A 14,324-nucleotide genomic window follows, 5' to 3' on the forward strand; every position below is an offset into this window, starting at 1 on the left:
AGCAGTGTCAAGCATCACAAACTTTTTTTATTAAAGAAAACCATACATATAATATTTCATTAAAATAGTCACCATACTCCTTTTTAGGTATTTTATTCTTTGTCTTTAAACCTGACCTTGCAATCACTTTGTCATCAATGCAAAATTTTACTTCTCCTACCTCAACATCTTCAAATACAGGTGCATTTATAGTTCTTTTTACAACTATTATTTTTTTTAATTTTTCTTTTTCAGGTAAAGTCAAAGGAATTTTGATATCTTTCATAACTACTGCTAAGGCTTCTTCCTTTTTACCTCTATCTACATTAACCCTGCCTCCTATTTCGCCAAATTCAGCTAAACTATAAATTTTATAATTAGAAAAAGCAAAGTCTAAAATATCTTTACTGCTTTGTGCCCTTGTAGTTCTGCTTGAGCAATTTAAAACAACAGATATGATTCTCCAGTTATCTCTTGTTGCTGATGTTACAAGACATCTTCCTGCTTTTCCTGTATAACCGGTTTTCACTCCATCAGCTCCTGGGTATATACTAAGCATCTCATTTGTTGTATGAAGACTTCTATTTGTTATAGTAGTGTTTTTTGTACCTACTATCTCAGAAAAAACAGGATTTTTTAATGCATAACGTGCAAGCTTAGCCAACTCATATGCAGTAGAATAGTGACCGTTAGCATCTAAACCATGTGGGTTTTTAAAAGCTGTATCCTTAAGTCCTAATTCTTTTGCCTTACTATTCATCATTTCTGCAAATCCTTCTACAGAACCGCCAACATGTTCTGCTATAGCTATAGCAGCGTCATTACCTGACTTTATAAGCAGACCATAAAGAAGCTCTTTTAAAATTAGCTCTTCTCCTGCTTTAAGGTTTATCACTGAGCCCCTTATTGAAGCAGCCCTTTTGCTTGCTTTAACCTTATCATCAAGATTTCCATTTTCAATAGCGACAATGGCTGTCATTATCTTTGTTGTACTTGCCATGGCTTTTCTTGAATGAGCATTTTTTTCGTATAAAATCCTTCCACTAACTGTATCTAAAATAACTGCTGCACCAGCACTGATTTTAGGAGGTTTAATCCCACTATAAGTATCACCTTCAATATAAACTACCTCTTTTAACGGCTCATTTTCGTCAAAATCATCTCCTTTTAGATACATGAATTGGTTTGCCAAAACTACAATGCCCAACAAAATACTTATAATTGATTTTTTTGTCAAAATATCACACCCTGTATTTAAATGATATAACCATATAAATATATGAAGTTTATACAAACTTTATAATTACTATAGTGTAAAAATTTAAACTGGAAGAGTAAAGTTTTTTTACCTTTGCTATTCCGCTTGACTCTAAGCCTTTAAAACAGGAATATTTTTTCTGTATACTTTTTTGTTAAGGTATGATATAAATTTACCGATACACTTTGTGAGGGGGAACGATAAATGAAAAATCAAACTATACACTGTAACGAATATGTGATTATATTTGCAAAAAACAATGAAGTGTACCTTGAAACAATTAAATCTGGCTTTTCATTAGAACAATTCAATGAAATAATTTCTATGTATCCCTATGTTGCTATCGATAACCACACACATGTAAGGAATGTACTAAACGTCGCTCCAAGCCCCCCTCAATTAATAGGTAAAATAACACAAGCAATGGAATTAGTTGTTAGTGATGATGAATTAAAAGCATCACTAACTCTTCATTTATCTAAAGAAGAACTGGAACTTTCATGCCGAAAAGAATTAACAAAAAAAGTATATGCCTTTTTAGGCGAAAAGGGTATATCTCATGGCATTAAACAAGAAATATTTTTTAACGAATTGAAAAATGATACCTCTTACACAATTGCTGAAGGAACACCTCCTCAGCATGGAGAAGACAGCAAAATTAAAATGTATGAAATAAGTGAACCCAAACCAGAGATTAAAGAAGACGGCAAAGTAAACCACTATAATTTAAAGCTAATTAACAAGGTTAAAATTGGCGATTGGCTTGGCGAAAGAATTAATGCCACTAAGGGTATTGAAGGAAAATCTGTCTATGGAACTAGCATACCAGCAGCAGACGGTAAAAACCATCCTTTAAAATACGATAGAAAAACTGTTTATGAAGCACATCAGGAAAAGATAACTCTTATCTTTTCAAAATTAAACGGAGCTGTTAGCTACAATGATGACGGTTCTATCACTGTTTCCAATCACCTTGAAATTGATGGAGATGTTGACTTTAAAACAGGAAATATAAAGTTTGACGGATTTGTTACTATAACCGGAATTGTTGCTGATGGGTTTCATGTTGAAGCCACAAAGGATATAGAAATAAATGGTTCTTTAGGTCTTGGTAATATTAAGGGAATAAAAAGTCTTGAAGGAAATATCTATATTAAAGGTGGAATCGCTTCTAAAAATCATGTCGAAATAAAAGCTAAAAAAAATGTATTTATAAAATTTGTTGATAACGTAACAATACAATGTGGTGGTTCTGCATATATAGGTTTTTACTGTATTAATAGCAATATATATGCTGAGGAAGTATATGTTGAATCATTGAAAGGATGTATAATAGGCGGACTAACTAAAGCTCAGTTTAAAATTTCTGCCCCTATTTTAGGTACAACATTAGAAAAAAGAACTATATTAGAGGTTGCTGGTTTTAATAAAAATGCATTTTTATGTGAATTAGATAACATAGATAAAAAAATAAATGATTTAAAAACCACAATGTCTAAAATAAGGCAAGCTTTGATGAAAGCAGATACAATCAAATCTCTTACTCCACAACAAACATCTGAGTATAATAGAAGGCTAAAAAGGCTTATGTCTATTAAGGATGAAATAAAAGTATTAGAAGAAAATAAAAAAAGCATTTCTAGATATTCCAATGTAAAAGGCGAAGGTGAAATTGAAATCACTAAAAGAATTCATCCAAATTCTTGTGTTTCTATAAAAAATCGCCAAATAGAAATAAAAAATCCTCGTCTTCATACAACTTTCTTTTTCCAAGATGGGAAAATAAGAGAAATATAAACATCTTATAACATCTCCATGTTTTATAAAATGCTCTCTAACACTTGGTATATAAAAATTTATTATACATAAAATATTTCTATGTCAAAATTTAAGTTAACGTAAAAAATCTTTAGTAAAACTTTCTACTCATAATAGACGCTATTTTTGAAAAAATAAGACTAAGGAGGTGATAGTAATGGCAAATTATAATAGTAACAGTAAAACTCAATTTGATAATATGAAGTATGAAATAGCCAAGGAAGTTGGCATTAACTTAAAACAAGGTTATAATGGTGATTTAACTTCAAAAGAAGCTGGTAAAATAGGTGGAAATATTGTTAAAAAAGTATTTCAGACTTACACTGGAAACAGCTATCCAGCTGAACGTTTAGGCGACACTTCAAGATAACTTATGTAATTTTAGGTTATAAAAAAATAAAAGCTCGATGCTATTTTGCATCGGGCTTTTATATATATAAAACAATTTACATGCTCTATACTGCAAAACTTAGTTTCTGAAACATTGTTTTTCACACTTAATATACACACCCTAAAATATTTGGGACTTGTTTTCACATACATATTTTGATAAAATGTTAGTAAGAGTTTATATTAGAAGTAAAATGATATAAGTGAATAAAACAAATCATAATTAAAGCAAATTCGATTGTTAAGGCTCTAAGCACCAGAGCCCTAAGTAAAGACTTCATTTAGTTTTCATATATCTGTGACAAATAGCAGTTTTGTGTCTCAAAAAGACAAAGTATCTCTCTATCAATTAAAAATTTTTTCTGTAGTCATTTTTTTAAAACTTTGTTTTAATAAATTTCACATGTTTCCAAAATACAACAAGGGGTTTATTAGCATCACAATATAGCATTACAATATGCTCTATACTAAGAATAGATGGTGATTAGATGATTAACAATGACCTTTTTGATGGAAAATACAAAATAATAGACATTCTTGGAAGAGGTGGCATGAGCACCGTTTATTTGGCTGAAAATGTTAAGCTTGGCACACTGTGGGCAATTAAAGAAATAGTAAAAGAACCAGATTCTAAAATAGATGTTTACATTGAACCCAATATTCTAAAAAGACTTAACCACCCTGCACTTCCAAGAATTTTTGACATTATTGAAGATGATGAAAAATTTTATATAATTATAGACTATATTGATGGATGTACTTTAGATGAAGAACTAAGAAAATGTGGAAGGTTCTCTGAAGAAATTGTAATTGACTGGGCTATTCAAATATGTGATGTGCTTATATATCTTCACTCCTTTAAGCCCAATCCTATAATATACAGAGATATGAAGCCTTCAAACATTATGCTTACAAAAGATGGCAAGATTAAGCTGATAGATTTTGGAATAGCTCGCGAGTATAAAACATCTTCAGCTACTGATACCGTATATATAGGAACCAAAGGATATGCCGCACCAGAACAATACGGAAGTGGACAGACAAATGAAAAAACAGATATATATAGCTTAGGAATAACCCTTTATCATTTTTTGACAGGAATAGGACCTAATGATCCACCTTATCAGATAAAACCCATAAGATGTTTTGATCAAAATCTTTCAAAAGAAATAGAAAGAATAGTAGATAAATGTACTCGTCAAAACCCTGATGAGAGATATCAGTCAGTGAAAGAACTATTAGAATCACTTAATTTTAATGACAACTCCAGCACCATCCCTAGAAATTCTAATTCTTTTAAAAAAAATGATTCTAAAAAGAAAAAATCTTTTTTAAATCGTCTTATAACAAAACAAAAAGGTGAACCAATAAACCAATTAGACAGATCTTTTAAAAGCATAAGTGGCGGCATGAGTAAGATTGTTGCAATTACAGGCCATAGAGGATCTGGAGTAACAAGTTCAGTTGTGAACTTAGCTTCTGTTGCCTCAAAAAGAGGATTAAGTACCATAATAATAGATATGGACATTGATTACAGAAGCATGAATATGTATTTTAGTGCATTTTATGAAAAAACAAAGAAAGATGAACAAATAAATTCTTCACTTGTAAGAACACTTGCAAGACCACAAGATTATATGACCACCTCATTTAACATCAAGGATAATTTCTGGCTTACATCATTAGGATATGAATTTTGCGATGTAAAGCTTATAAATCAATTTTACAATAATATAAAACTCATTGGCATGCTGTCATTTTTTCGAAATAAATTCAATTTGATAATTTTAGATATGCCTTTAGATTTAATGAAAAACTTTCAGGAAACTCTTATACACATAGATATATTCGGGCTATGTGTTTCAAATAATATTTATTCAATACTCAGTTGCCTTAGAAATATGGAAGTAGCTCTCAATAAAGAACAAATGTCAAATATAAATGTAAAGTTAAAATTGTTAATAACTAAATACAATGATCGATCTAGATTTCAGAAAAAAATCTTTACCCAAGAAAGAGTATGTGAGGTTATAACCTCTGGATTAAGTGAGTATTTTGTAAGTCCAGTATCTTCATCAGGTATTATTCCATATATTCAGGAATTTGACTTACAAATTGAAAGAGATGTTCCGATAATAAATATAACAAAAAATTCTGAAGAAATGTATGGAAATATATTATTAAGATTAATGGAGGGGATTGGATAAATGGATTTAGGTAATGTAAAGAGCGTCTCACCAGGTAAAAAGCTGTTTAAAAAAATACTGGCTATTATTTTTGCTATAGGAGTTATTGTAATCTCTTATACAATATTAACTAATGCTGACAAAGCTGCAACAGATACAATTGAAGTTCTTAGAGTAAGATCTGGAGAGGGAATTCCTGCTTTTGTAGTTTTAACAGAAGATAAAATTGAAAAATATAACATTATAAAAAGAGAATACACTGAAGATATGGTTTTAGCTGAGGATATTTCTGATGTTTTAGGTAAGTTCACTAAATATTATTTAAGACAAAACAGCATCATTTATGAAGATCAATTTACAGATGAAAAGCCTCTTAGAAATGAATGGCTCTACGAAATGAATGAAGAAAATGAAGTACTTACCCTTCCCTACAACCTTTTAGAGTGTGGCGGCGACATACTTATGCCAGGTGACAGGGTAAGGATACGTGTATCATACGAAGTGGAAACAGATGAACCAATTGATGACAACAGTCCCAACAATGTTCTAACAAGAACCAGAGGCAGGACAATTCAAACAGATATTTTATTTGAAAGCATTGTTATAAAAGATATGTTAAACGCAAACAGCCAATCAGTATATGAAGTGTATCAAGAAGTTCTTAAGTTAGATGAAGATTCTAGACAAGACGTTATGAAAAGTGAAGACTTTTTAAACAACATTCAACCAAGAGCCCTTTTGCTTGAAGGGACAAAGGAACAAATGAATGAATTTGCTAAATACAATGCCTATTCTGATAAAGCTTTTTTAATAACCATGTTAAGCAGAGCAGATAGCGATGTTATACTGGATTTTAGGGATGAGGTGGGACTATATGGACTTGAAAGGTAAAAAAAGAGTTTCCAGCATGATAAGTAAGATATCTTCAAAAGAGTTAATAGGTTCAGAGCTTCAAGAAAATAAGCTTATATATAGTGTAGTTGGATTTCTTCCATCCTGTGATTTTGTGGACAATGCACTTTTAATAAGCAATTTAGGATATCTTCTCAGTCAAAAAGGCTTGAATACCTGTATTGTAGATTTAAAGGTTTTTTATCCAAATTTATATCAGTTTTTAGATGTAAAGCCTAATAAAAAGTCTGACGGGTTAATTAAGGTGTTAAAAAGTGACAAGGTTGATATACGTGAAGAAATGCTTCATACAAGATATGAAAGACTATATCTTTTATCCCCTAGTCCCCACGATTTAATGGAAGAGTACTATGATTTTGATTTTGAAAATATTGAACGTGTAATATCAACGCTTAAAAATACATTCGACATTGTGCTAATTGACATTCCCAATAATCCACCTTTAGAATTCTGCCTTGGAGCAATGAATAACTGCCATGTAGGTTTTTTTACTGCTTCAGAGAGAATCGAAGTATCTGGAAACATGATGAAACTTTTAGATTATGCAAATTCAGTGGGAATAAGCACTGCAAAATTTACCAGTGTAATATTAATGAACCTTTTAGGCCTAGACTATGACTACAAAGTTATTGAGGAAATGGGATTTAATATTGCTGCAAAAATTCCTTTTGTTAAATCTGCCATAACCTACTCTCTTGAAGGAAGGATTTATGTAAAAGATAATCCTTTGATAAATAAATATTTTAAAAGAGAATTACATAAACTTGCAGATAATCTTTCAGAACAGTAAAAGTGAGGTGAAAAAATTTGCTTAACAGAGGTAAAATCAGTAATATGCAACAAAAGACATCTTATAAGTCCAATAAGCATGAAGATGGTGAACATTTAAAAAAGAAATATACAACCATTAGTTTTGATGAAGCATTAGAATTATGCCAAAAGTACATTACAAAAATTGCAACAAATGCTTTTAGAAGAGAACACAACCCGGCCAGAAAACGTGAAATGACAAAAGCATATATTTATGAATTTGTAGATTCACAAAAACCTGTAGTAGAAGGTTTTAATGATTTATCAGATTTAAAAAAGTCTCTCACAAATGAAATAACTCATTACGGCCCAATTACAAAAGCCATGCAGGATGCTTCAATAGATGAAATACGGGCTAACGCTCCTGATCAAATTTTTGTTGAAAGCGGAGGTAAAACTCTAAGGTGGGAAGAAAATTTTAATGATAGAGAACATATGGAAAGAATAATATCAAAACTTATAGGTGTGTCTAAAGTTCGACTTACGCCTAAGATACCCATGGTTAATGCTAGGACAATTGAAGGCTACAGGGTAAATGCAACTCATGGAGAAATATCTCCATATAGTGCACCGGCTTTTCTTATCAGAAAATTTAGCAAAAAGAGCATTACTCCAGAGGTAATGATAAAAAATGAATCCTTTTCAACTAACATGTTTAAATTGCTTTCACTTATTCCAAAATCAGATTTATCATGGATTACAGTAGGTCCTACTGGAAGTGGTAAAACCACTTTAAATGAAATTCTTGTAAAGGAAATTAATCCTATGTCTAGGATAATAACTATAGAAAATCCATCTGAAATGAGACTTATTCGTAGAGAAGGTAACAGTGAACATGGAAGAATAATTAATGATGTTTTGCAGTATGAATCTGTTCCAGACGATGATGATTCTAGTCCGGCAACTATGGAAAACCTTCTTATAAATGCTATGAGACAATCTCCCCATTGGATTGGACCGGGAGAACTTAGAACACCAGGAGAATTTGCAACTGCTCTAAGAGCAGCTCAAACAGGTCATTATTTCTTTACAACGCTTCATGCTGAAGGAGACAGAGAAGCAATATATAGATTTTTGACAGCATATCTTATGGCATCTAATGAGCCGGCAGAACTTGCACTTAGAAATATATGCAATGCTGTTAAGTTTGTGGTTTATCAAGAAAAATTAGCAGATGGAACCAGAAAGGTAACTTCTATATCAGAAATCTTAGGTTCAGATGGATTAGAGCCAATAATAAACCCAATTTATAAGTTTGTCTGTGAAGATGTCTTAGAAGAAGAAGGAAGCCATAAAGTACTTAAAATACTTGGAAAACACAAAAGGGTTGGAAGTTTGTCTGAAAAAGTTCAACAATCAATGCTTAAATCAGGAATTAAAAAAAGCAGATTTAATTTTTTGACAGAACCACCAAAAGACTTAGAAAAAGAGGTGTATGAACCAGATGGACTTAACATTAATTATTAGTATTATATTTGGAATAGCAGCATTTGCATTAATTAATATAGTTTTTGAAATTAAATTTTTTGAAGGATTCTTAAATGCTTTCCTTAACATACTGGATAATATGGCAGAGAGCTTGGGCAAATATAATACAAAAAGATATATTGAACGTATAAAAAAAGAGAGAATTGTAAAAAGAAAAGAAAATATCTTTGCAAAGTATAATAGATTGATTGAAAGACTTATACTTGACTTTAATATGCCTTTTACCCTTGAAAGTTTTACGTCCATACTATGTATACTTTTTGCTATAAGTGTTCTTGTTATTGTATTTTTTATGCAAAACATAACATTGTCTGTAGTTATTGCAGTTTCAATTTTTATTGGAATACTTACATACTTTGTAATGCAATCTAAATCAATCAAAGCCGAAAAACTTGAAAACATAATGGATGCTGAGGATTTGATATGTCCTTTAGCTCGTGAAGGTGTTCTTGTTGCAATAAAAAAAGTAATGGAAAGTGATGAATACATAAGTCCAAATATAAGACCATTCTTTCAGCAGTTTATAGACAACTGTGAAAATAACGGCTACTCTTTCAAACAGGCTATAACCCTTTTAAACAGACAGTTAGGCCCTAAATTTGACAACTTTACTAAAAAGGCAATTGTATTTGAATACAATGAAAGAAAAGGTATGGCAGATATATTTTTAGACATCGTAGATGAAAATGCTGTCTTAAGGGAGATAAACACCAGAAAGGATAGAATTTTTAGAAAAATGAACAGAGATTTCATACTAAAAACTATAATTATTATTCTATTTTTTATATATGCATTGACTGTTCAAGAGTTCAGGGAATTTATGATACATAGTGATTTAGGAAAGCTTATTAATACTGTTCTTATAAGTGCTATATGTTTAAGTTTTGCCAGATGTCAGGCACTTCAGGGTAATCTAGGTCCAGGAGGTGAATTTCATTGACTTTTTTAGCAAAACTTTGTGCATTTATTTCAATTTTATACTTAATTAAAGTTATAATTTATCCCTTCTTTAAACCTGTAAGCAAGAAACAGAAAAAGCATGTTCGCATGTACATGAAAGAACGTAAAAATGTAAGGTTTAAAGAAAAATTTAATAGCTTAAAAAAAGAGTTTGCATTCAAATATGTAAGAAATTTAATTGGAAATGCTGAAAAAACAAGATTTCAAAAGATTATTGACAGGCTAGACCTTGGAATTAGACCAGAAGAAATAAGAATAAATCAATTAATGTATACATCGGGAGCTGTGATTTTAACTGTATTTATGACAAGTGCAAACAGACTTTTAGGATGTGTAGCTGCAATATTTATAGTATTAGGATGGTTATACCCGGTAGAAGAGCTTGAAAAGATAATAGAAAAAAAGGATAAAAATATCTCTTTTGAGTTCCCTTCTTTTTACAGCATGGTTTACTATCAGTACTCTAAATCGGTAAATATTTATCTTGCTGATGTTATAAAAGACTATATTAAAAATGCTGGACCTGATATGGCAGATGAACTTGGGGTAATGCTTGACAATATGGTATATGGAGAAGAATATGCAATAAAACAACTTAAAAAACGTGTTCCTCTTCATCATATAATAAAATTTTGTGACATAATGGAAACACGTCTTAACGGCTATGACAATATATCACAAATGTCTTACCTTAAAAATGAATTAGACGAATATAGAATAAGGGCACTAGAAAATGAGCTTCAAAAAAGACAGAGCACTAATTCAAGAATACAGCTTATACTAATTGTAGTTCTTATGATATATATCGCTATATATTATCTATTTATGGTTTTGGCATCCTTAAAAATGTTTCAGTGAAAAAAGAAAATTTTTTTCATATAGATTACAAGTTGTACGTTTTAGCATCTTTTGAAATATTTCAATAAAAAGAAAATGGAGGTATTATTTATGAAAACTAAAAAAATAATTAGAAATTTATTAAAAGACCAATCAGGAGAGTTTGGAGTAAAACAAATTGCTATAACTGTTGCAGTCATAGTAATTATAGGTTTTATTATTGTAATTGTTCAAAATAACCTAGATGGTTGGATTGGAGAGATATGGGATTTATTTATGGAACAAATAGAAAACTTGATATCTTAAGGCGGTGTAATAAATGCAGGGTATAGCAAAGGCTTTGCTGACAACAATACTTGTAACCATATGTATGCTGTTGTTTACAAACCTGATTTTCTTTTTTCCTTGGTATATGACATTGATTATTGAAACTTTTAACATATCCCAAGTTGCTGCCAGTGATAATTACATAAAACAGTCTTATTATGACGATGCAATGGAGAGACTCAGTGATCGACCTATATTCAGGGAAAACGCAGGAGCTATAGAAATAACAGCTATTAATGAAAGTGGCACAAGTGCTATAGGAAACGATAATGAAACATATTATGAAGAACTATCAGAAAATCAAAAACCTTACAGACAACGGGGCACCCCTATAACAGTTGAAATAAGTGCCGTTTATCCTTTGACAATAACTCTTTGGGGTGAGGAGTATGAAAGAGAATTACCTGTTTCCTTTTCTATTACAACAACAGGTCTTAAGCATTATAAAGATTTAGACTATTATTTTGAGTGAATGGGAATGAGGACTATTGAAAAATATTGCAATAGGTATATTAATAATAATATTGACGTCAATAATTATAGAACCAATGGTGGAGACTGTAAATATTTTAAGAGAAAGAGTGATATTAACATCTGCTCTAACCAACTCTTTTCGTGCAGCTAAAGATAGAAGTATTGAAGAAGACAGTAGAAGAGATCTTCACGCAAGTGTGGATGAAGAATTATTTATAGAATATTTTTGTGAGGCATTTGAAGATGCTATGAATTTGAGTTTATCTTCAATTCATGGAAATGAAATAATTTTTGTTTGTGAAAACGAAAATTATAATGATTTTAATATTACAGTTAAAATAGATGAATATGAAGATGATATAACAGGTCAAATAGTAAGTGAAGTTAATTTAAAGGCAGCATCAATATATAATTTTAAGACAAAATATTTAAATCTTGCTGAAAACTCTCTTAGCTCTGATTATATGTTGACAGGAGAGCGAACGTTTCTACTGTTTGTAAGAAACTAACAAGCCTATGTAAGTGAGTGAAGTCGTTTAGCTAAAGCTAAATCAAAAACACGGCTGTGCTACTTATTGCAACACAGCCGTAATTGTATTTTTAAAACTTTTTTAATTTAAGCAAAATATAGAACTTTTAACAGTTACTTTATTGCTGTAATCAGATATTCTTTCACCATTCTCATCTACAACTGCTACATAGTAATCATAACTTCCCCATAGGGAAATTGTAAAAAACATTTTAATTGATGTTTCCGCTATTTTTTCAGGCTCATCCTCTGACCATGATGGCTTTGCATATATACCATAACGAACACATGATGCTTCATTATAATCCCATTTAACCTTCGTTATTAGACCTATTTCCTTAGATATCCTTAAATTCTCAGGTTCATTTAAATATGCTTCAACAGTTACAGCATTACTAAAACCTGATATTCTGTTTCCATCTTCATCAACTAATGCTATGTAGAAATCGTGTATTCCTGGAAGAGTTTCCACAGTTATTTCAGTTTCTGTTGTTTGTGCTATTTTTTCAGGTTGCTCTTCAGAATCTGTCTCTTTTCTATATATTCCATAATTAGCCTCCGAAATGGCATCCCATGTAAAATCTACTGCTAACTCCTCTACATCTGTCATTTCAAAATTTCCAGGTGCTCCTAGCAATAGTTCCACTGAAGTAAAAGCATCTATGACAGTGTTAACATCATCATAACAGTAATAAATGCTGTCTTCTCCTTTTATGCTACTATGACTATACTGTTCATTTTTCAGTAAATTTACAACAGTAACAGCATAACCTGCAAAATCTTTCAGTGATGATTGGGGTACAACATAACCATCAGTCATGGCTTTATAAAATATACCTGCAAGCTTACTATAACCTATGGCTTCTATTTCTTTTTCATTGTGAGTGCCACCTTCTGCAATAAGATATGCGGCCTTTGTAATAACTCCTCCTGCATTATGTGGTATAAAAGGATCCATGTTTGGAACATCGCTATACTGTGTTATTTCAGGATATGCGGCATTTCTCATGACCTTCCCTGTATCCTCGCCTATATACCAGTCAAACTCTCCCTCACTTAAAAGATAGTCTTCTAAGGCATATTCACTGATAACTCCAAATGTATCTGCTAATCCTTCATGCAAAGCCATATTTTCCTGACCATCATTATAGTCCAATCCTTCATGGTAAAGTATTAAATGTGTAAACTCATGTGCTACAATATCCAATGCAGCAGCTGTGCTTTTTCCCTCAGTAATCTCATTTCCCTCTTCATCAAGAGGTTTTCTGTTAAAAAACCAAACCTCACTATGATCTCCCCAATTACCATATGGTTCTGCACGTGCATTATGAGGTCCAAACATTATTCTACACCTTATTAATCCTCCCTCATCATCATATGAATTTCGATTAAAATGGTCATTAAAGAATTCTATTATTTTAGTTAAATTATAATGTGCATCAACTCCATGTGTAAGTCTGCTTATTGGCAAATCTGGATCTGCTTCAAAATGATTTTCTGTGTTGTTAAATACTTGAAAGTTTACTGCTTCACCAGTTTCAAAATTTTCATCTGGATTAATTAAATAAAATATCTCATTTTCTTCAACCATCTTTAAATCCTCAATAAGACCAAACTCACCAACTCCTGTTCCACAAACGCTGTTTTGTGAGTCGGCTCCAACTCTCTCTACATTAATAACATCCAGATTTTCTCCACAAATATAGTAAGTAAAACTATTTGGCTCTGGTTCTAATATACTTGTTGTAACTTTGTAAACATACTGATAAATATCATCAACAGGGTAAAGAATCAATTTAGGTGAAGACATATTAAAAATTTCAATTCTATAACCTAAATCCCTTTCTATTAGATTTATAATTTCTTCTTCTGATATTCTTAAAGGAGTGCTTTTTTTACTTAATTCTCCTATGTTCCCAATGCTTTTTCCTGATACAACTTCAACAACACCTTCATTGTTTACGTGAAAATTTTTTTCACTTCCATATACAGGGACTCCACCTTGCACCTGTACAGTTTTTACAACTGTCCTCCCCATTGAATTTGTAATCTGTTCAGTAATTTCAAATTCTAGTTCATCTACTTTTACTTCCCGTTCTTCAAAACTTTTAGCATAAACGCTTCTTACTATCTCTTCCGGTAATTCTTCTGACCTTTCAGTTAATCTACCTGAAATAAATGTTACGTCATCATTAGTTTTGTTCATTAAAGCTATTTCAGGTGTAAATTCTTTACTTTCCTCTACATCACCATAACTAACAATAGTGCCACTTGCAATAATACCCACTAACAAAATAATGCACAGAACTTTTGCTAAACCTTTCATTTGTAATACCTCCCTGATATATATTTTTGT

The 14,324-nt window shown here is 31.2% G+C and carries 13 protein-coding genes; 11 read left to right on the forward strand and 2 right to left on the reverse strand.

Annotation, left to right across the window (positions count from 1 at the left end; genetic code table 11):
- Positions 1 to 7 precede the first annotated feature (7 nt).
- On the reverse strand, positions 8 to 1,216 hold the full coding sequence (locus RBH29_RS04470) for a D-alanyl-D-alanine carboxypeptidase family protein (protein WP_306695486.1): 1,209 nt from the start codon (positions 1,214 to 1,216) through the stop codon (positions 8 to 10).
- Positions 1,217 to 1,441: 225 nt separating this feature from the next.
- Here RBH29_RS04470 and RBH29_RS04475 point away from each other — a divergent pair, with 225 nt between their 5' ends.
- The 11 genes from RBH29_RS04475 to RBH29_RS04525 all read left to right on the forward strand — a co-directional run bounded on the left by RBH29_RS04475 (position 1,442) and on the right by RBH29_RS04525 (position 11,948).
- On the forward strand, positions 1,442 to 3,034 hold the full coding sequence (locus RBH29_RS04475) for a DUF342 domain-containing protein (RefSeq protein ID WP_306695488.1): 1,593 nt from the start codon (positions 1,442 to 1,444) through the stop codon (positions 3,032 to 3,034).
- Between the two features lie 178 nt (positions 3,035 to 3,212).
- A complete protein-coding gene (locus RBH29_RS04480; RefSeq protein WP_306695490.1) occupies positions 3,213 to 3,425 on the forward strand; it encodes an alpha/beta-type small acid-soluble spore protein in 213 nt (70 codons plus the stop codon).
- Positions 3,426 to 3,933: 508 nt separating this feature from the next.
- Entirely contained in the window at positions 3,934 to 5,652 is a 1,719-nt protein-coding gene (locus tag RBH29_RS04485) for a protein kinase domain-containing protein (protein WP_306695491.1), read from the forward strand.
- The gene (locus tag RBH29_RS04490; RefSeq protein ID WP_306695492.1) at positions 5,653 to 6,522 is read left to right on the forward strand and encodes a flagellar biosynthesis protein FlgA; all 870 of its coding nucleotides are present in this window, start codon (positions 5,653 to 5,655) and stop codon (positions 6,520 to 6,522) included.
- Positions 6,506 to 7,333 carry an ATPase gene (locus RBH29_RS04495; RefSeq protein ID WP_306695493.1) on the forward strand — a complete coding sequence of 276 codons (828 nt, stop codon included), beginning with the start codon at positions 6,506 to 6,508 and terminating at the stop codon, positions 7,331 to 7,333. Before RBH29_RS04490 ends, RBH29_RS04495 begins: the two co-directional genes overlap by 17 nt.
- Before the next feature lie 17 nt (positions 7,334 to 7,350).
- A complete protein-coding gene (locus tag RBH29_RS04500) occupies positions 7,351 to 8,820 on the forward strand; it encodes an ATPase, T2SS/T4P/T4SS family (RefSeq protein ID WP_306695495.1) in 1,470 nt (489 codons plus the stop codon).
- Complete coding sequence (locus RBH29_RS04505) at positions 8,798 to 9,781, forward strand: hypothetical protein (protein ID WP_306695496.1); 984 nt, start codon at positions 8,798 to 8,800, stop codon at positions 9,779 to 9,781. Before RBH29_RS04500 ends, RBH29_RS04505 begins: the two co-directional genes overlap by 23 nt.
- On the forward strand, positions 9,778 to 10,659 hold the full coding sequence (locus RBH29_RS04510; RefSeq protein ID WP_306695498.1) for a hypothetical protein: 882 nt from the start codon (positions 9,778 to 9,780) through the stop codon (positions 10,657 to 10,659). Before RBH29_RS04505 ends, RBH29_RS04510 begins: the two co-directional genes overlap by 4 nt.
- 90 nt (positions 10,660 to 10,749) lie before the next feature.
- Positions 10,750 to 10,944 carry a hypothetical protein gene (locus tag RBH29_RS04515; protein WP_306695499.1) on the forward strand — a complete coding sequence of 65 codons (195 nt, stop codon included), beginning with the start codon at positions 10,750 to 10,752 and terminating at the stop codon, positions 10,942 to 10,944.
- 13 nt (positions 10,945 to 10,957) lie between these two features.
- Entirely contained in the window at positions 10,958 to 11,437 is a 480-nt protein-coding gene (locus RBH29_RS04520) for a hypothetical protein (RefSeq protein WP_306695501.1), read from the forward strand.
- 16 nt (positions 11,438 to 11,453) lie between these two features.
- Positions 11,454 to 11,948, forward strand: coding sequence for a hypothetical protein (locus RBH29_RS04525; protein ID WP_306695504.1), 495 nt, complete (start codon positions 11,454 to 11,456; stop codon positions 11,946 to 11,948).
- A gap of 102 nt (positions 11,949 to 12,050) precedes the next feature.
- Here the strand turns inward: RBH29_RS04525 and RBH29_RS04530 are convergent, their stop codons facing one another.
- Complete coding sequence (locus RBH29_RS04530; protein ID WP_306695505.1) at positions 12,051 to 14,294, reverse strand: M4 family metallopeptidase; 2,244 nt, start codon at positions 14,292 to 14,294, stop codon at positions 12,051 to 12,053.
- Positions 14,295 to 14,324: the final 30 nt, after the last annotated feature.

The sequence above is a fragment of the Herbivorax alkaliphila genome (assembly GCF_030848475.1).
In the GTDB taxonomy this organism is placed as follows: Bacteria; Bacillota; Clostridia; order Acetivibrionales; family Acetivibrionaceae; genus Herbivorax.

Bases quoted from the DNA above. Each gene is read 5' to 3' on its own strand.
- RBH29_RS04475 (WP_306695488.1), top strand. From the start codon at position 1,442: ATGAAAAATCAAACTATACACTGTAACGAATATGTGATTATATTTGCA.
- RBH29_RS04480 (WP_306695490.1), top strand. From the start codon at position 3,213: ATGGCAAATTATAATAGTAACAGTAAAACTCAATTTGATAATATGAAG.
- RBH29_RS04485 (WP_306695491.1), top strand. From the start codon at position 3,934: ATGATTAACAATGACCTTTTTGATGGAAAATACAAAATAATAGACATT.
- RBH29_RS04490 (WP_306695492.1), top strand. From the start codon at position 5,653: ATGGATTTAGGTAATGTAAAGAGCGTCTCACCAGGTAAAAAGCTGTTT.
- RBH29_RS04495 (WP_306695493.1), top strand. From the start codon at position 6,506: ATGGACTTGAAAGGTAAAAAAAGAGTTTCCAGCATGATAAGTAAGATA.
- RBH29_RS04505 (WP_306695496.1), top strand. From the start codon at position 8,798: ATGGACTTAACATTAATTATTAGTATTATATTTGGAATAGCAGCATTT.
- RBH29_RS04515 (WP_306695499.1), top strand. From the start codon at position 10,750: ATGAAAACTAAAAAAATAATTAGAAATTTATTAAAAGACCAATCAGGA.
- RBH29_RS04520 (WP_306695501.1), top strand. From the start codon at position 10,958: ATGCAGGGTATAGCAAAGGCTTTGCTGACAACAATACTTGTAACCATA.
- RBH29_RS04530 (WP_306695505.1), bottom strand. From the start codon at position 14,294: ATGAAAGGTTTAGCAAAAGTTCTGTGCATTATTTTGTTAGTGGGTATT.